At 72.9% G+C, this 17,605-nt stretch carries 14 protein-coding genes and 1 pseudogene; 2 read left to right on the top strand and 13 right to left on the bottom strand.

The window, feature by feature from the left end:
• The first annotated feature begins 44 nt into the window (after positions 1-44).
• A pseudogene (locus TN53_RS05835) lies at positions 45-1,013 on the top strand (alpha/beta hydrolase fold domain-containing protein).
• 33 nt (positions 1,014-1,046) lie between these two features.
• On the opposite strand, the gene TN53_RS05830 reads toward TN53_RS05835, so the two are convergent.
• The gene (locus tag TN53_RS05830; protein ID WP_046257270.1) at positions 1,047-2,309 is read right to left on the bottom strand and encodes a YhgE/Pip domain-containing protein; all 1,263 of its coding nucleotides are present in this window, start codon (positions 2,307-2,309) and stop codon (positions 1,047-1,049) included.
• A gap of 215 nt (positions 2,310-2,524) precedes the next feature.
• Between TN53_RS05830 and TN53_RS47205 the strand changes: the two genes are divergently transcribed.
• Positions 2,525-2,674 (top strand): hypothetical protein, encoded by a 150-nt coding sequence (locus TN53_RS47205; protein ID WP_159038102.1) that lies wholly within the window; start codon positions 2,525-2,527, stop codon positions 2,672-2,674.
• On the opposite strand, the gene TN53_RS05825 is transcribed toward TN53_RS47205, so the two are convergent.
• The 12 genes from TN53_RS05825 to TN53_RS05775 all read right to left on the bottom strand — a co-directional run bounded on the left by TN53_RS05825 (position 2,648) and on the right by TN53_RS05775 (position 17,597).
• Entirely contained in the window at positions 2,648-4,360 is a 1,713-nt protein-coding gene (locus TN53_RS05825) for a SpoIIE family protein phosphatase (RefSeq protein ID WP_046257313.1), read from the bottom strand. The genes TN53_RS47205 and TN53_RS05825 overlap by 27 nt on opposite strands.
• A 208-nt stretch (positions 4,361-4,568) precedes the next feature.
• Positions 4,569-5,213 (bottom strand): class I SAM-dependent DNA methyltransferase, encoded by a 645-nt coding sequence (locus TN53_RS05820; protein ID WP_046257312.1) that lies wholly within the window; start codon positions 5,211-5,213, stop codon positions 4,569-4,571.
• 116 nt (positions 5,214-5,329) lie between these two features.
• The gene (locus TN53_RS47200) at positions 5,330-5,485 is read right to left on the bottom strand and encodes a hypothetical protein (protein ID WP_159038101.1); all 156 of its coding nucleotides are present in this window, start codon (positions 5,483-5,485) and stop codon (positions 5,330-5,332) included.
• Positions 5,486-5,568: 83 nt separating this feature from the next.
• Complete coding sequence (locus TN53_RS05815; protein WP_046257269.1) at positions 5,569-6,021, bottom strand: hypothetical protein; 453 nt, start codon at positions 6,019-6,021, stop codon at positions 5,569-5,571.
• The gene (locus TN53_RS05810) at positions 6,018-7,397 is read right to left on the bottom strand and encodes a hypothetical protein (RefSeq protein ID WP_046257268.1); all 1,380 of its coding nucleotides are present in this window, start codon (positions 7,395-7,397) and stop codon (positions 6,018-6,020) included. The genes TN53_RS05815 and TN53_RS05810 overlap by 4 nt, the downstream gene beginning before the upstream one ends.
• 1 nt (position 7,398) lies before the next feature.
• Complete coding sequence (locus TN53_RS05805) at positions 7,399-8,220, bottom strand: hypothetical protein (protein WP_046257267.1); 822 nt, start codon at positions 8,218-8,220, stop codon at positions 7,399-7,401.
• On the bottom strand, positions 8,214-9,005 hold the full coding sequence (locus tag TN53_RS05800) for a gamma-glutamyl-gamma-aminobutyrate hydrolase family protein (protein ID WP_046257266.1): 792 nt from the start codon (positions 9,003-9,005) through the stop codon (positions 8,214-8,216). The genes TN53_RS05805 and TN53_RS05800 overlap by 7 nt, the downstream gene beginning before the upstream one ends.
• A gap of 6 nt (positions 9,006-9,011) precedes the next feature.
• Positions 9,012-10,187: an ATP-grasp domain-containing protein gene (locus TN53_RS05795; protein WP_046257265.1), complete on the bottom strand. Its 1,176-nt coding sequence runs from the start codon at positions 10,185-10,187 to the stop codon at positions 9,012-9,014.
• A gap of 65 nt (positions 10,188-10,252) precedes the next feature.
• Positions 10,253-12,007, bottom strand: a complete 1,755-nt coding sequence (locus TN53_RS05790) for a hypothetical protein (RefSeq protein WP_046257264.1) — start codon at positions 12,005-12,007, stop codon at positions 10,253-10,255.
• Positions 12,008-12,130: 123 nt separating this feature from the next.
• The gene (locus TN53_RS05785; protein ID WP_052745144.1) at positions 12,131-13,360 is read right to left on the bottom strand and encodes a hypothetical protein; all 1,230 of its coding nucleotides are present in this window, start codon (positions 13,358-13,360) and stop codon (positions 12,131-12,133) included.
• A complete protein-coding gene (locus TN53_RS05780; RefSeq protein ID WP_046257263.1) occupies positions 13,357-14,412 on the bottom strand; it encodes a GNAT family N-acetyltransferase in 1,056 nt (351 codons plus the stop codon). Before TN53_RS05780 ends, TN53_RS05785 begins: the two co-directional genes overlap by 4 nt.
• Positions 14,409-17,597, bottom strand: coding sequence for a non-ribosomal peptide synthetase (locus tag TN53_RS05775; protein ID WP_095046313.1), 3,189 nt, complete (start codon positions 17,595-17,597; stop codon positions 14,409-14,411). The genes TN53_RS05780 and TN53_RS05775 overlap by 4 nt, the downstream gene beginning before the upstream one ends.
• Positions 17,598-17,605 lie beyond the last annotated feature (8 nt).

The raw sequence follows: 17,605 nt of genomic DNA, 5'->3' as shown, positions 1-17,605 counted from the left end.
GTCGACGGAGCGCGCCCGCGGCCACCCCTTGCGAGGAGATCGCCATGTCCGACCAGACCGGCACCCGCCCCGTCCTCGAGCCCGCCGCCCAGGCCTTCGTCTAGGCGACCGCGAACCCGCCGTACCTCTTCGATCTCGGCCCGGTCGAGGGCCGTAAGGTGGTCGACGAGGTGCAGTCCGGCGACATCGCCGGGCCCGCCGTCGACGAGGAGTGGATCACCGTGTCCGGCGGGCCCACCGGCGAGGTCCGCGCCCGGATCGTCCGCCCGGCGGACGCCCAGGGCACCCTCCCCGTGATCGTCTACATCCACGGCGCCGGCTGGGTCTTCGGCAACGCCCACACCCACGACCGCCTCGTCCGCGAACTCGCCGTCGGCGCCGGCGCCGCCGTGGTCTTCCCCGAGTACGACCTCTCGCCCGAGGCCCGCTACCCGGTCGCGATCGAACAGAACTACGCCGTGGCCAAGTGGATCGTGCGGGAGGGCGCGTCGAAGGACCTGGACGCCTCCCGGATCGCTGTCGCGGGGGACTCCGTCGGCGGCAACATGACCGCCGCGCTCACCCTGATGGCCAAGCAGCGCGGTGACGTCCCCCTGGTCCAGCAGGTGCTCTTCTACCCGGTCACCGACGCCGCCTTCGACACCGGCTCCTACCACCAGTTCGCCCAGGGCTACTTCCTGCGCCGCGACGCCATGGAGTGGTTCTGGGACCAGTACACGACCGACGAGGCCGAGCGCGCCCAGATCACCGCCTCCCCGCTGCGCGCGAGCACCGAACAGCTCACCGGCCTGCCCCCGGCCCTGGTCATCACCGGCGAGGCCGACGTCCTGCGCGACGAGGGCGAGGCCTACGCCAACAAGCTCCGCGAAGCCGGCGTCCCCGTCACCGCCGTCCGCTACCAGGGCATCATCCACGACTTCGTCATGCTCAACGCCCTGCGCGAAACCCACGCCGCCCGAGCCGCGATCGACCAGGCCGTCGCGACCCTGCGCACGGCGCTCGGCACGGCGTGACCGCATGACCCGCCTCCGGCGTCGCGGCCCGTCTCAGGCGGGCTGCGGCGTCAGGCGGCCGTGGCCCTTGCGGTCGTAGTAGACGGTCATCGCGAAGCCGAAGAGGATGCCGAGGGCGGCGCCGAGCGCGGTCATCGTCCAGGCGCGGGTGAGGCCCGCGTCGCCGCGTGCGTCGAAGTAGAGGATCGCGCGGACGCCGTCGCCGAGCTGGCGCATGGGCTCGAAGTGGGACAGGAAGCGGTAGAAGGCCGGCACCGCCTGGAGCGGGACGGTGGCGCCCGAGGACGGCAGGCCCAGGACGATGAACACGAACATCGACACGAGCTGTCCGATGCCGCCGAACGCGGCGTTGATCGCCTGCACGCCCAGGCCGACCGCGAGCGACGCGCAGTAGGAGTAGATCCACAGCAGCGGGAGATGAGTCGCGTCCATGCCCAGGATCGTGACGCAGGCGAGCATCACCAGGGAGACGGTGAGCACGGTGATGCCCGCGGTCATCGCCATCTTCAGCAGCAGCGTCTGGGTACGGCTGATCGGCACGGTGGGCAGCCGGGTGTGCCAGGGGCCGATCTCGTTGTCGGCGTAGCCGAGTGCGGTGTCGACGCCGTTGCTGATGATGTTGCCGCCCATGAAGCCGGCCAGGACGAGCAGCAGCGTGTAGTAGAAGGCGGTCAGCCCCAGCCCGCTGTGGGTGCCGACGGGGTGGCCCACCTCGGTGGAGACGGCCACGGGGTCGGCGAGCAGCAGCTTCTGCGTGGCGTCGGCCCGCGGGGCCGACCGGGTGAGCTGCCTGCCGATGGTCTGCGAGGCCTGGTGTGCCGTCTGCGTGCTGATCTGACTGGCGAGGGAGGAGCCGAGGCTGCCCTTGCCGGGGTTGGTGAGCACGGTGAGCGTCGGCCGCGCGCCGGCGCCGGCGCCGGTGAGCGCACCGACGGAGGCGGTGAAGTCGGCGGGGATGACGAGGGCGCCGTAGACCTTGCCCGAGTCCAGCTCGTCCTGGGCCTGCGTCCGGGTGAGTTGCCGCCAGTCGGCCCTGTCGCTCGAGGTGTCCGACATGATCGCCGCGGCGATCTGCGTCCCCAGGTTCTGCTCCTGCCCCGCCGGCGGCTTGCCGGTGTCGGCGTTGACGAGCGCGATCGGCAGGTCCTTGAGGTCGCCCTGCGGATTGACGATGCCGCCCATGTACAGCAGCGACAGCAGCAGGGCGAGCAGTCCGCTCAGGAGGGTGGGCACCACCCACAGCTTGGGGCGGCCGAGCAGCGCGGAGGCCCGGGCCTGGGGAGCGGGGTTGGTCATGACTCTCCCTGGGGTGGGCGGTGACGCGTTCCTCCCAGTCGTACGCGACCACCGCCCATCCCGCGAGCTCACGCTGCGCCAGGTCAAGCAGGTGACGTACGAACCGACGCAGAGGTGAACGCGGTGTCAATTACCTGTGTGGGTGAGCGATGTGACGGTGACTCGGCCCTGGTCGGCGGGCTAATGTTGAAGCTTCAAGCGATAGGGAGGTATTGATGTTCGACCTTCGGACCGAGGCCGAGATGCGGCTGCACTCGGAGAAGACGGCCAAGGAACTGGCCCTGAAGAAGCAGCGCGAGAACGAGAGCGGGGACGAGGCACCCGCCGCCGACGTGGAGTCAGCCGAGGTTCCGGCCGCGGGATAGCGGCTGTTCGAACCAGACCACCTTGCCCGTGCTCACCCTGGTCGCCCCCCAGCGCTGTGCCAGCTGGTCGACCAGGAACAGCCCCCGGCCGCCCTCGTCGCTCAGCTGCGCGTGCCGCATTCTCGGCACCACGGTCGAGTCGTCCTCCACCTCGCAGCGGAGCACGTCCGTGCGCAGCAACCGCAGGGTGATCGGCCGGCCGGCGAACCGCACGGCGTTCGCCACCACCTCGCTGACCAGGAGCTCGGTGGACTCCAGCAGGGACTCCAGGCCCCACTGGCGCAGCGTCCTGCGGGTCAGCCGCCGGGCCTGGCCCGCGGTCTGCGGACGCGGAGCCAGGTACCAGTACGCGACGGTGTCCGGCCGGATGCCCTTGAACCGGGCGGCGAGCAGCGCGATGTCGTCGTCCCGGTCGCCCACCCCCAGCGTCCCGAGCGCCCGGTCGCACAGCTCCTCCAGCGCCGGGGCCGGGGTTCCCGAGGCGCCCGCCCGCAGCCGCGCGCACAGCTGCTCCACCCCGGTCATCACATCCGAGTCGCGGGACTCCACCAGACCGTCCGTGTACAGCAGCAGGGTCGCGCCGGCCGGTGCGTGCATCTCGACGGACTCGAAGCCACCGGTGCCGACACCGATCGGCGCCCCGGGCGGCACCTGCACGACCTCCGTGCTGCCGTCGGGATGCAGGAGGACGGGCGGCAGATGTCCGGCGTTGGACATCAGCAACCGGTGCAGCACGGGGTCGTACATGGCGTAGAGGCAGGTCGCCGTGTGCTCGCTGCCCAGCCGCTCGGCCTGCTCGTCGAGGTGGTGCAGGATCTCGTCGGGGGAGAGGTCGAGTCCGGCGAGGGTCTGCACGATGGTGCGCAGCTGGCCCATGATCGCGGCCGACGTCATGGAATGGCCCATCACGTCGCCGATGACCAGTGCGACACGGTTGCCGGGCAGCGGGATCGCGTCGTACCAGTCGCCGCCGACCTGCGCGGTCCGTGAGGACGGCAGATAGCGGCTGGCCAGCCCGACTCCGGTCGGCTCGGGCAGGGACGCCGGGAGCATGGTGCGCTGCAACGCGTCCGCCACGGCCGCCTCGCGCGCGTAGAGCACCGCCTTGTGGATGCCGAGAGCGGTGTGAGTGGCGAGCTGGGAGGCGACGAGGAGGTCGTCGTAGGTGAAATCCGGCCGCCCGGGGCCGCGGATGAGGACCACGCTGCCCATCACATGGCTACGACCGTGCAGCGGAGCGATGATCAGCCGCCGTCCGGGCGGCACCGCGCCCGGCGCGTTCACCACCCCCAGCAGCTCTGCCACCACGGAACGCAGACCCGGAGTGTTCCCGAACACCGGCCGCCCGGCCTGGAGCAGCTTGGTGAGCAGACCGTCCGCGGCCGGCTGTACGGCATCGGCCGCCTGGACGGTGGCGGCGTCCGGGTGCGGGGCCGTGGTGTGCAGCCGCAGCACTCCGGCGTCGGCGGTGCTCTCGTCGCCCACCGGAAGCGGCGCGTACAGATGGACGAACGCCGTGTCGGCGAAGGCCGGGACCGCCGCCCGGCACAGTTCGCCCAGCGTCTCGTCGAGGTTCATGCCGCGGGCGATCTGCCGGGTCGCCGCATCGAGATAGCGGAGCCTGTCGGTCTGCGGCGCGGAGGTGAGCGGGCGTCCGGCCGGCGCTTCCGGGGGCGGCGGGCGCATGGCCCCGCCACCCTCCTCGGAGCGTTTGGCGGCGCGTGCCTTGCCGGACGTCGAGGACGGTGCGGGGGACTCGGGCCGACGCGGGGCACCGGAAGGCTCGTGCACGCCGGCCGCCTGCCCGCCGGTGCCGCCATCGGCTCCGGGCTGCTTCGTCACGCGTGTCCTTCCGGCCGTGCGGGCCCGCACGCAGCGGGCTGATCGGTAGCGGTCAGCTACGCCGTCGGCAGCGCAGGAAGATCTGCACCTCGGGCGGCACGTCCACGGACGCCGGAGCGTACGAGAACGAGGACTCCTCGGCGATCTCGAAGCCCTCCGCCTGCACGACCTCGCGCAGCTCGTCCCTGAGATAGCCGGAGACCCGGATGGTGCTGCCGATGAACGGGATCGAGAAGTCGTCCACGTCGGCCTCCACCATCGACAGGGCGAACAGGCCGCCCGGAACGAGGAGATGGCGGATGGTCCGCACGGCGAGGGGGATCTCGGCCCGTGGCAGCATGAGCAGGGAGAAGAAGGCGGCCACCGCGTCGAAACGGCCGAGGTCCCGGGGGCCGTCGGGCCGCAGGTCCGCGATGTCGGCACGGTGGAACGTCCCGGTGGGCACATGTTGCTGGGCCAGTGTGACCATCCGCTCCGACAGGTCGACCCCGACGACGTCCAGGCCGCCCTGCGCCAGCTGGCGTGCGGTCGGGATCCCGGTGCCGCAGCCCAGGTCCAGCACGCGAGACCCGGCCGGCAGGGACCTGATGAGCCACTCGGCGGACGCGACCTGGCCCTCCTTGTGCGGGAAGGCCTCGTCGTAGCGGTCGCCGATGGCGTCGAAGGCCTCGGCCTGACCGGTGCGGTCGAGCCGCATGCTCCCGTAGCCGAGCTCGTCGGCGGGGCTGCTCACGAGGATTCTCCTTTTGATGCCATATGGGTAATTTTTTCACAGTTATACAGACTGGGGCGCGGTCGGGCAGCTGATCACGGTCACGGGGCCGTGGTGTCGCACAGCGCCGGGTCGGCGCGCCGCGTCAGGGTTCCTTCGAAGTACGCCCAGTCGGTCGCCCCGGGGTCGGAGACGTGCAGCAGGTTCTCCAGGGCGTCGTAGTGCGAGGTGGGATAGCGGACGACGCGGCGGACCACCTCCTTGAGGATGTGCAGGCTGCTCAGGCTCTCCTCGCCCGTGAGCAGAAGGATCTCTCCCTCGCTGCCGGTGAGGTAGGCGGTCAGATCGCCGGCGAGCCGGGTGTAGTGGGTGTTGTACGCGTAGAGGCCGAGGACGTCCCGCGGGGGGGGGGGGCGCGGGGGCGGGGGCGCGGGGGGAGGGCGGAGGGCCGCCCCCCCGCCATCCCGAGGATCAGCCCGGCCGTCTGCGTGGGACCGTCTCCGGTGAGCGCGGGGGAGTGCAGGAGGCCGGTCAGCCGGCTCAGGCGTTCCTGCCGGGACCGCAGCTCCTTGTCGTACCAGCCCCGGGCCGCGGTCTTGCGGTCCACGTTGCGCCGGGCCCAGCGGACGGCGCCGTCGGATGTGTCCACCTCGTACGGTCCGGGCGGCCGACCGGCGTACAGGTCGACGAGTCCGCGGACGGCGTCCCTGGCGAGGGGACGCGGGCACACGGCGAACGGGCCGTCCAGCGCGTCCGGCTTGAGGATCATGAGGGCGTCGGAGCGGGGAGTCATCGTCCCTCCTGGTCAGGGTCCGTGGCGGGCGTCATGCGGGCCACGAGGTAGTCGAGCAGGCCGAGCAGGCGCGCGATGTCGGCGGTGCGCAGGGAGTCGTACAGACCGATGCGGAGCGCGCGCGGGTCGGCCGGGTCCGTGAGGCCGTACGCCAGATGGGCGGTCTCCAGGAACCGGCCGAGTCCGGCGACGGTGCCCGGCGGCAGCGCGGTGACCAGACGGACCGTCAGCGTGTCGCCCCCCGCCCCGGCCGTGGGGGCGGTGACCCAGTCGCGGGTGGCCGCCCAGTCGGCGACCAGGGCACGGCGGGCCTCGCGTCCGGCTGCCGTGCGTACGGCGTCGCTCTCCGCCATGTCCCGCACCGCGTGCGCGAACATCACCAGGTCACCGGTGCCGACCGCGGCGCCGGCCACGTCGAGCGCGCGGGTCAGCCCCGGCGACGCGGACGCGGCCCGCGGCGAGAGCACGGCCACGGTGAGGCCGACGCCGACACCGAGCAGTCCGCTCGGACAGAGGAACGCGACGTCGGCGTCGCGGACACCTCGCCCGGTGAGGACCTCGGCGGTACCGGTGAGCTCCGCGACCCGCCAGGCACCTCCCGGAGCCGCCTCGAGCCGCTCCCGCCAGGCGGGATCCTCGTCGGCCACCACGGCGAGCGGGGTGGGGGTGCGCCGTGCATCCGTCGTGGTGGCGTGGGCGGAGGGGGCCGGTGGGTCCGGTGCACCCGGCGTGGTGGCCGGGCCGGCGGGTTCCTGTGGGGTCGTCGCCATGACCGGGCCGGGAACCACTCGCGTGTCCGTCGCGGTGGCTGGACCGGGGGTTTCCCAGGCACCTGCCGGGATGGCCGGGGCGGTGGCGCCCCGTGTACCCGTCCCGGTGGCTGGACCCGGAGCTTCCCGTGCACCTGTCGTGGTGGCCGAGAGGGCGGCGGCGCCATGTTCGACCGTGGCGGTGGCTGGGCCGGTGGTCTCCCGCGCACCTGGCGCGGCGGTCGGATCGGTGGGTTCCGCCGTCGCAGCGGCGGACCGCCAGGCGGTGGCGCGTGGGCCGGTGCCTGTCACCTTCAGGCCCGTGGCCCAGGGCTGGGCGGCGGTGAGGTGGCAGAGTTCCGCCGGTCGGGCCGCCACGATGGTGAGGGTGTGGTCGTCCGGGACCCGGAACAGGGCCCGGGTCTCGGCGAGAACCGACGCCCGGAACTCCCTGAGGTGGATGTCGTCCGGCCGTCGGCCCAGGAGCACCGTGCCGGTGCTGCTCAGCGCCGCCAGTCGCGCCGGGGGTACGGGCACCGCCGCGCCGCCGAGCCGGGGTTCCTCCGGGACGAACGCCTCCGGTATCTCGTGCAGGGCAGGGCCCGGAAGTCCGAGGACAGCGGTCATGTCAGCCCAGCTTCCGGATCACGCGCCGCGTGTACGGCCCGACGACCGTGCCGGGCGCGAGGTCGACCGTGCTCCGCAACAGCCCCTTGACCTCGGCGACCGCCGCGGGCAGATCCTCCTCGGACTCGGTGAGCAGCTGGGCCAGACGCGACCGCAGCCGGGGGTCGGGGCCACCGACCTCAAGCAGTCTGACCAGCCACTTGGGCGCCGGGTTGGTCTCTCCGTCGAGGGCGAGCACCAGCCGGGCGAAATGGGCGACGGCCTCCCGGAACATCCAGCACGCCGAGGCGTCGTTGCTCTCGGCGAGTTCCCCCTCCACATCGGCGAGCCGGTTGACGGCGGCCACCGCCTGGACGTTGACGTGGTATTCGGCCAGCCGCTGCGTGCCTGTGGACGCCCGCAGCTTCTCGAGCCGCTCCGCACCGCGCAGCGGGACGCCCGTACGGATGCGGTGCAGCACCTTGAGATCGTTCTGGCTCTCCAACTGGACGATCCCACCGCCGTCGGACAGCGCGGCCAGACAGTCCTGGAAGGAGCGCGTCAGCTCCTCGACACCGGCGGGCTCCAGGATCGAGAGGCTGACCTCGCGCCCGTCGAGCTCGCCGATGGTGCCGCTCTTCTCGCCCTTGCGGACGGTGGTGTCGGCCCCGACGACCGCGGCCCCGTCGCCGCCCAGGAAGTAGACGTCCAGGTCGGAGTTGCGGTTGGCCAGTCCGTCGACGACCGACCCGGCGACGAACAGCACGCCGTCCGCCGGGTCCGCGACGGCGCCGAGCGCCAGCTCGGCCACGGAGTCGAGGAAGGGCCCGGACAGGTTCAGCACGACTTACTCTTCTCTCTGCGCAGACGGCAGCGCCGCCCGAAGGATTCCAGGATGGTCCGGTTCAGCGCGCTGTCCCCGGTGTGCTGCTCGAAGTGCCACTGGATACCGAGGACATACCGTGCGGGATGGCCGACACTGATCGCCTCGAGCACACCGTCGGGCGCCACGGCCTCGACGCGTACGTCGTCCGGCAGCGCGCAGACCACCTGAGAGTGCTGGGAGTTGACGGGTACGGCGGTCCCGGCGAGCTCCCCGGGGAGCCCGGCGAGCAGCCCGCCCGGCCGGATGTGCACGGGGTGCGCGTCGGCCCAGCGGTCGCCGCCCGCCGGACGCGGCGTGAAGCGGTGGACGGCGGTCTCGGCGCCCTCGGTGTCCCGCAGCGACGCCCCGGCCGCCACCCCGATCTCCTGCATGCCCCGGCAACTGCCGAGCACCGGAAGGTCCGGCAGCTCACGGGCGCGGCGCAGCAGGGCGAGCGCGGCGGCGTCGCGGTCGGTGTCGTACTCCCGCCCCGCGATCTCCGCGCCGGCCTCCGCGGTGAAACGGGGGTGGACGAAGGAGCCACTGCCGGGAAGCACCAGCCCGTCGAGGTCGTCCAGGGCCGCGGCACCGGCCTCGTCGGGCGGAACGACGAGCGGCAGCACGCGCGCGTACCGCAGCAGGCTGTCGGTGAGGACGTCGTTGACCCGGGAGTAACTGGTGCCGTTGGCACGCTGCTTGCGGCAGGCCAGGACGCCGACGACCGGGAGGTCCGGCGGGTGCGCGGAGTTCGCACGGTCCGGCACGCGGCCCTACCGTCCCGTCCGGCGGCGGAGGTCCTCGAGGATCTCCGGGATCGTGTCCGGGTCCTGTGCCGTCACCACCACGACGACCTCGTCCTCGGGGGAGGGCCACTGGGCGGCGACCCGTACGGCCGGGTGCTCCGCGAGGCGGGACAGCAGCGCCGGGAGGCCGGCGTCGGCGGGCACCGGCAGCAGGTGCATCGCCGCGGTGGTCACGAAGGGGGCGGGGCGCGGCAGTTCGCCGTCCGCGAGGGTCTCGACGAGCGAGCGGTACGGGTCTGCCGCGCCGTCGGTGGCGAGGGGCACGAGATGGGAGTTGATCAGGTCGCCGCCGAGCCGTGCGCCGATCTCCAGGACGACGGGTCCCTCGGCGGCGTAGCGCAGGTCCACATGGAAGCCGCCGGTCTCGATGCCCACGGCGCGCACCGCGCGCTCGGCCGCGTCGTGGACCCGCACGAGCTGCTCCGTGGTGAGCGCGGAGGGGACGACCGTGGTGGTCGTACGGAGTTCCCCGGGGGCCAGGTACTTGTCGGACACGGCGAGGATCACCACCTCGTCCCCATGCACAAGACCGGAGACCGAGTGCTCGCTGCCGTCGACGAGCTCCTCGACGAGGAAGGCGTCGGAGTCCTCGTAGTTGAGGGACGTCAGCTTCATCAGCTCGCCCGGTTCCGTGTCCGCGTCGAGCACGACGGAACCGCGGCCGCCCGAGGAGTGGGCGAGCTTGAAGATCAGGGGAAGGCCGAGCTCGCCGACTGCGGCCTTCAGCTCGTCGGCCGTGGTGCCGGTGCGCCAGCGGGGGTTGAGACCGTGCGGTTCCAGCGCCCGGCGCTGCGCCGCCTTGTCCAGGCACACGGCGGCCGCGGCGACCGAGGGCCCGCGCAGGCCGAGCGCCTGCGACACCCTGGCGGCGATGTCGACGTACCGGTCGCCCCAGCACAGCACCGCCGCGGGCCGGTGGCCGGCGTCCTGTGCCTGCCGCAGGGCGCGGGCCGCCACGTCCTCGGCGGGCTCCGTCCGGGTGAAGGCGGCGATCCGGTCGTCGGGCAGTCCGAGATGGCCGAGGCCGGTGTCGGAGTGGACGTACACGGCGTGGCCCAGCTGTGCGGCGGCGTCGATCTCGGGCTGCCACTCCAGGGGGGAGCGGCGCAGGCCGAGGTGGAGGACGGAACGGTCGGGGGACATGGGAGGGCCTTCCTGGGGTCGGTGTGCGGGCGGGAGGTGGGAGGGGTCGGGAGCGGAGGCGGGTGTCACAGTGCGGCCGCGGCGGGAGCGTGACGCCGCTGGTACCAGGTGTTGCCGAAGTCCGAGACGACCAGGGCGGGTCCGGTGCGCTCCGAGCGGTCCGCGTGGGCCTGGTAGACACTCTGGAGGACACGGCCGATGGCGATGGCAGCGCGCAGCTCCGGGACGCCGTACGTCTCGCCGTCCGTGCGCATCAGGCGGAAGTCGTGGATTCCCGGCCGGTGGGCGCCGGCCAGGGTCAGGCCCAGCGGGACCCGGATGGCGTGCCGGACTCCGTTCGCGACATGGCCCTGGTGATGGTGCGAGGTCCACTCGGTCATGTCGGGCATGGTGGGAGCGTAGAACCAGTCCCGGTCCGCGAAGCTCGGGTGGTCGCTCACACCGCCGGCGTGCGGCATGAAGTGCCAGCCGTTCCAGCGCATCCGGGCGGCTATCGCCCTGACGACCTGCGGCAGTTCCTCCGGGGCCCGGTCGAAGCGCCGGGTGAAGTCCTGGCCGGGCACGACACAGCAGTAGTAGTCGCTGGTCTTCCAGTGCCCGGGGTCCGGGCTGCCGGCGGCGATCAGTGCGGACAGCGTCGTGATGTCGCGGGGGCCGCGGGACATGCCGACATGGGACCCGGTGGACTCCGTGCCCGCCTCGACCAGCCCGTGGATCACCTCCTCGAGGCCGGTGGTGAACGCGTCGTCGGTCGTGGGGCCGTGCAGGGCGGGCATCAACCGCGCCCAGGCCGCCACCAGATGGTCCGGACGGTCGAGGTCCGCCCCCGGCAGCAGCTCCGTCACCTTCGCGGTGAAGGCGGCGGGCAGATCGGCGGAGGTCACCGGGCGGTCGAGGAACTGCTCCTGCTTGTTGATCGTCATGGCCTGGACCGTGCGGTAGATCTGCGGTCCCCGTTCGAGCTTGCCGGGGCGCAGCCGCCCGGCGTGCGCCGCGAGCGCGAAGAGCCGTTCCACGAGCGGCAGTTGCTCCGTCGCGGCGGTCACCTCACCGTCGTAGGAGGTGATCTTGGCGCGTATGAAAGCCTCCAGGCGTCCGGCGGTCAGCTGGGTGCCGCTGAACTCCTCGGTTCTGGAAGGGGTTCCGGAGGCGATGAGGGCGGACATGCAGACGACGAAGACGGCGTCGTGGGCCGCCCACCGCTCGACCGGCACTGCGTCGATCCCGTTGAGCCGGCACTGCTCGGAGCCGGCGGAGACCGACTTGCCCACCAGATTGCTGTGTTCCCGGCCGAGGTTGGTGTAGCAGCGGTCGCCGATGTACACACGCATCGGCCCGACATGGGTCAGGGTCCGGCGCAGGTCCGCGACCATGGTGTCCACCGTGTCGGCCGGGCGGGCGCGCAGCCACGCGTGCAGGCTCAGCGACTCGGCGTCCTCGGCGCGCTGTTGCTCGTCCCAGCGCCGGTCGAGGTCCGCGGGGCGGCTGCCGCCCCAGTCGACGCGGCCGATCTCCAGCACACCTTCCGGCGCCGGCTCGCCGTCGCGGAGAACGCGCAGGCGTCCGGTGCCGGTGAGTACCAGGCGCTCGCCCACCGTGTCCTGCACCAGGGGGAGATGGCGGCGGGCGCCGGTGTTCCGCAGCTCGGCGAGCGCGACCGACTCGCCGCGGCTCAGGGCGCCGAGGCCCACCTCGGCCTTGAGCCGGCCGCCGAGCGTCGCGGCGTGCAGGGCCGCGGCGTACGCCGAATCCAGCGTGTCGGACTCCTCCGCGACGAGCTCCAGAAGCTTCGTGAATCCCTCTGTACGAAGGAGACCCAACGTAAGACACCTCGTTCCAGTGCGGTGACAGACAGTCACAAAAGTGGAGATAAAGGGTGCTGAGAGGCAGTCATGTGCCCGGGGTCGTGGGGTGTGGTCAGGGCTGCGGGGCTCTCGACCGCGTCAGCGCGCGATCGGGACCGGGACCGGGGCCGGGGTTCGGGAGGCGAGGAACGGCAGGGCCGCACCGGTGGCGCAGAGCAGGACGGCGAGCCCGGCCCAGCCGGCCCAACCGCCCTGGAGACAGGCGACGACAAGGACGTACGGCGCGACGATCTCGGCCACTCCCATGCCGAGTCCGAACACGCCCTGGTACTCGGTCATCCGCTTCTCCGGGGCCAGCCCGTAGCTGAGCTCGGAGGCGCCCGCGGCGTGGTACAGCTCGCCGACCGTGTGCAGCCCGACGCCCGCCACCAGCAGCAGCACGGCGGGCACCGCGGCCACCTGCCCGGCGAGCAGCAGTGCGGCCAGGCTGACCAGGAAGAGAGCCCCGGAGACCCGTACCGCTCGGGCGGCCGCCGCGATCGTGCGGGCCCGTCGGCTGACCCGGATCTGGAAGAGCGCCACCAGCAGCATGTTGAGCGCGAAGAGGACGGGCACGACGGCCCGGGGCGCCGAGGTGTGCTCGACGACCCACAGCGGAAGCACCAGCGTGATGACGAAGTACTCCAGGCACATCACGCCGTCGGCCAGCGTGACCGCCCCGTAGCGGGAGTCCCGCAGCGCCGAGCCGTACCGGCTGCGCCCGGCCGCGGCCAGCCGGCCCGCGCCCCGTACCGCGGGCACGAGTGCGGCGGCGAGCAGAAAGGTCACCGCGTCGGCGTGGACGAGGAGTTCGTAGGCCCGGTCGGTGCCGCTGACCACGGCCGCCGAGGACAGCAGGGCCCCGCCGGCGGTTCCCAGGTTGTTGACGGACCGCGAGACGGCCCGTACGTCGGCCCGGCGGGGGCCCGCCACCTGCCCGATGAGCGCGTTGTTCACCGCGCGGGCGCTCTTCTGCCCGGCGGCTCCCAGGGCGAGGACGGCGACGAGGACCCCGAACGACCGGGCCGACGGCAACAGCGCCATGGCCACGGCCTGGACCATCAGCAGCGCACCGTAGGCGGCGCGCAGCGAGCGGCCGTCCAGGGCCCGGGTCACCGGCACGCTGGCGGCGAGCCCGAAGGCGGCGGCGACGGCCAGGCCCACCCCCATGCGCAGCGGCGACAGGTCCAGGACCTGGACGAAGAACAGCGTGCCGGCGACGGTGAACAGGCCGTTGCCGAGGGCGTTGACGAGGGTGACGGTGTGCAGGACGAGTTCGGCCCGCCGGGGTCCGCGCGCCACCGCGGCCCACCGGGAAACGCGGGTCACGGCGCCTCCAGCGGAGCGGAGAACACGTCCAGGCGGGCGGCCGTGGTGTTGCTGAAGCCCGCCTTGAAGTGACCGATCGCCCGGAACTTGTCCGGCAGTTCGGGATACATGCCCGGGTAGAGCTGTTCACCGAGTTCGAAGTGGACACAGCCCAGAGCGCGGGCGTGTTCCATGGCCCGCCACAGCACCCGGTGGCTGAGTCCGCTGCCGTAGCTGTCGGCGTCGTTGACACCGGAGGCGTAGAGGCAGTGGCGGTCCGACACCGCGAAGTAGGCCATCGCCACCGGCCTGTCGTCCTGGCGGCCGACCACCATGAACCCCTCGTCGGCACGGACCGAGGCCAGGATCGAGTCCCACGAGGCCCGCGTCCGCAGGGTCTTGCCGAAGAACTCCAGATGGAGCCGGACGAACGCGTCCAGGTGCGCCCGGGTCACGTCGCGTGCGGTGACCACGTCGAGTGCGAAGCCGCCGCGCTCCCTGCGCAGGATCTTGCGGAAGTTCTTGCGCAGTTCGGCGAAGCGCTCCTCGGCGGCCGGGCGCAGGTCGGCGGTCTGGGTGAAGTGGTGCCGGCTGACGCCCCCGTGCCGGAGCATCACCTCGGTCAGGGGCGAGATCTCCCCGCCGACCAGGTAGTCCCTGGCGTGGTAGCGCTCCGCGCCGTAGCGCTCGGTGAGCTCCTGGAGCCGGGTGTGGATCGCGGCGGCGGCCTGTCTGCGCAGCCGTGCGGGTGCCGTACGGTCCTCGACCAGCATCAGCGGCCGCCCGTAGGCCGACAGCCGGTGCCGTGCGGGGAGCACCTCGACGGTGAGCGCGAGCCCGGCCACCGGGCCGTCGGGGCCGGACGCCAGCAGGTGGTGCGGAACGAACCGCTCGGCGCACGGCCGGTACTCGCTGACGTCGTGTTCGGCGGGGAGGTAGTAGAGGCGGGTGTAGTGGGCGGCGCCGACCGCCAGTGAGGTGACGGTGTAGTTGGCGTGCTGGTGATCGTCCGCCCGCCACAGCCGCAGCCACTCCTTGTCGGCGCTCAGGTCGTCGACCTCGGTGAGGATCACCGGCGCTGCCCTCCTCGCGGGTGTCCGGCCCCGTCCACGACGTCCTCGAGCTCCGCCATGAGCGCCTCGGCGCGGTCCGGGGCGACGAGGCCGGGCAGGAAGGCGAGTTCGAGCGCGATGTCGCCGCCGTTGTCGCCGGCCCGGAGGCCGAGGGCGAAGGACGGCGTCAGCGCGATGTCGACGCGGACCGACCGCGAGGTCACTCCGTCGAGCTCCAGCCGGTCCAGGCCCGAGCGGTCCTGGCTGCGGACGTTCAGGAACGCGTAGCGCGCGCTGCCCGCGAGGTCCTCGTGGCCGGGCAGCATCGTGGCGAGCCAGAACGGGAAGGGCACGGCCTCCCGCTGGGCGGCGCGGCCCACCTCGCGGGCGGCGCGGTCGATCATCTCGGCGGGCGACAGACCGGCGGCGCGGCCCAGGAACACCGGGACGTTGTTGGCGAAGAAGCCCACGGAGCGGTCCGCGTCCGGGACGGTCCGGTTGGCGAACGTCGAGACCAGGGCGACCTCGTCGCGTCCCGACCAGCGGGCGAACGCGGTCGCGTAGAGCGCGGTGAGCACGGAGCCCATCGGGTGCCCGGTGGTCCGGGCGAGTTCGTGCACGGCCGCCGTGCGGTCCGCGTCGAGCCGCCTGCGGATGAGTGTCTCGCGGGCGTAGTGCGCGGGCGGGCCGGGTTCGATCGCCGGGTAGAGCAGGGCGGCGGCCGGGTCCTCGGGCACCTGGGGCTGCCGGCCGAAGTCCGCGCGGAGGGTGGCGGCGAGGTCCTCGCCCAGCCAGGCGTTCTCCGCGCGGGCCCAGTCGAGGAACCTCAGGTCGGGCTCGGCCGCCGGGGGCGCCTCGCCGCGCAGGGCCGCGCGGTAACAGACGGCCAGGTCCTCGTTGAGCACCCCCACCGACCAGCCGTCGAACACGATGTGGTCGGCGCACAGGAACAGGTGGTGCTCCCGCTCGGCGATCCGGATCAGCGTCGCCCGCAGCAGTCCGTCGTACGCCGTTCCGCACCGGACGAAGGGGCGCTCGGCGTCCTCCTGGACCAGGGCCGGCGCCCGCTCCCGGGCGGCTTCGACGGACAGCTGCGGGTCGAGCCGCACGCTGCGCAGCGTGGGCGTCCAGTCGGTGAGCCGCTGGCGGTGCGCGCCCGGGGTCTCGTCGATCTCCAGAGCGAGCGCCGGGTGCCGGGTGACGAAATGCCTCAGCGCGGTCTCCAGGGCACTCGCGTCCAGTGCCCCCTGAAGGTGGTACGCCATGGGGACGTTGCTGATGCTCGGCAGTCCGTGCCGGGCCCGCCAGGCCTCGCGGTTCATCCGGTGCGCCTGGGTGAGCGCGACCGGCAGCCACGCGCCGCGCTGCGCGGCACCGGCGGCGGGACGGGGCCGGAAGCCGTCGGTCGCGTCGGTGGCCTCGAAGAAGGCGACGCACGCCTCGAACTCCGGGCGCAGCAGCAGATCGCCGACGGAGATCTTCCGCGCGAAGTGCTGGTTGAGCTCGACGACCAGGCGGACCGCGGTGAGCGAGTCGCCGCCCACGTCGAAGAACCGGGCGCCGTCGGGCACGGCCCTGCCCAGGGCCCGCTGCCACACCGCGCGCACGGTCTCCCTGGCGCCCAGGGGCGGGCCGTCCTCGGCGGCCGGTGCGGGGGTGGCCCGAGCGGCGAGAGCGCGCCGGTCCACCTTGTTGGTGGCGGTCCGGGGCAGCGTGTCGGCCGGCAGGAAACGCCGGGGGACGGCGTGCGCGGGCAGCAGCCGGGCCGTGAAGGCGCGCAGCCCGTCCTCGTCCGGTGCCGTTCCGCGGCGTGCCACCACGAAGGCCACCAGGTGCCGGGTGCTGGGGCCGTCCCCGACGGGGACCACCGCCACCTGGCCGACCTCCGGGTGCGCCGAGACGGCGGCCTCGACCTCGCCCGTCTCGATGCGGTGCCCGCTGATCTTCACCTGGTCGTCGCGTCTGCCCCGGTAGAGCAGGACGCCGTCCTCGACGATCCCGAAGTCTCCCGTGCGGTACAGCCGTCGGATCCCGTCGAGATGACCGGTCGCGACGAATCTGCCGCGGGTGCGGTCGTCGTCGACGGCGTACCCGTCGGCGAGGGAGATCCCCGCGACGCAGATCTCCCCCTCGGTGCCCTCGGGCACGGGCGTCAGCGAGTCGTCGAGGAGCAGGACCGAGCAGTTGTCGAGGACCTCGCCGAGCGGCGGCACCCGCGGCCAGTGCCGCGGCGCGCCGCGCAGCACGCTCTGCGTCGCCGCATGGGTCTCGGTCGGGCCGTACTGGTTGGCGAGGGTGGGGTTGCCCGTGAGTTCGACGAAGCGCTCCAGGGCGGGGGTGACGATCGGCTGCTCACCCGCGGTGATGATCTCCGTCAGGCGCGGCAGGTCCTGGCCGCCGTCGAACGCCCAGTCCGCCATGGACTGGAGGACGGCGAAGGGCACGAAGATCCGCTGTACGCCGTGGTGGTGGGCCAGTTCGAGGACCCGGGCCGGGTCACGCCGGTCCTCTTCCCCGATGAGCACCAGTTCCCCGCCGCTGCACCAGGTCGAGAAGATCTCCTGGAAGGAGACGTCGAAGCCGATCGGCGCGAACTGGAGGGTGCGGGTGCCGACGCCCGCGGTCGAGGAGGCACGCTGCCACTCGATGAGGTTGACCAGCGGTCGGTGCGGCATCACCACACCCTTGGGCCTGCCGGTGGACCCGGAGGTGAACAGCACGTACGCCTCGGACGAGGCCTGCGGGCGCAACGGCCCCGGGTACGCCTCGACGCTCTCCCCGGACAGCCGCGGCGCCGCGATCACTGCGCCCGTCGGCCGCGGGCCCGTGTACGCGTCATCGCTCACCAGCAGTTTCAGCCCGGCGTCGTCGATCATGCCGCGCAGCCGCCGCTCGGGCAGTGCCGGATCCAGCGGCACATAGCAGCCGCCCGCCATGAGGATGGCGAGGACGGACACCATCTGCGGAATCCCGCGCCGGGTGGCGAGGCCCACGCGCAGTCCGTCCCCCACTCCGTGACCGTCCGCCAGTGCCGTCGCCATCGAGGCGGCGGCGGAAAGGAGTTGGCCGTACGTCAGTGCCCGGTCGCCGTGGCGTACGGCCACCGACTCCGGATGCCGCTCGGCCTGCCGCACCACCAGCTCCACGACCGTGTCCGCCGTGAGTCGCCGGTGCGCTCCCGCTCGCACGGATGCTGTCGTCGTCATCGCCTGTC

The organism is Streptomyces sp. WM6386 (assembly GCF_000972385.1).
In the GTDB taxonomy this organism is placed as follows: domain Bacteria; phylum Actinomycetota; class Actinomycetes; order Streptomycetales; family Streptomycetaceae; genus Streptomyces.
This window is presented reverse-complemented; position numbering and strand designations above follow the sequence as displayed.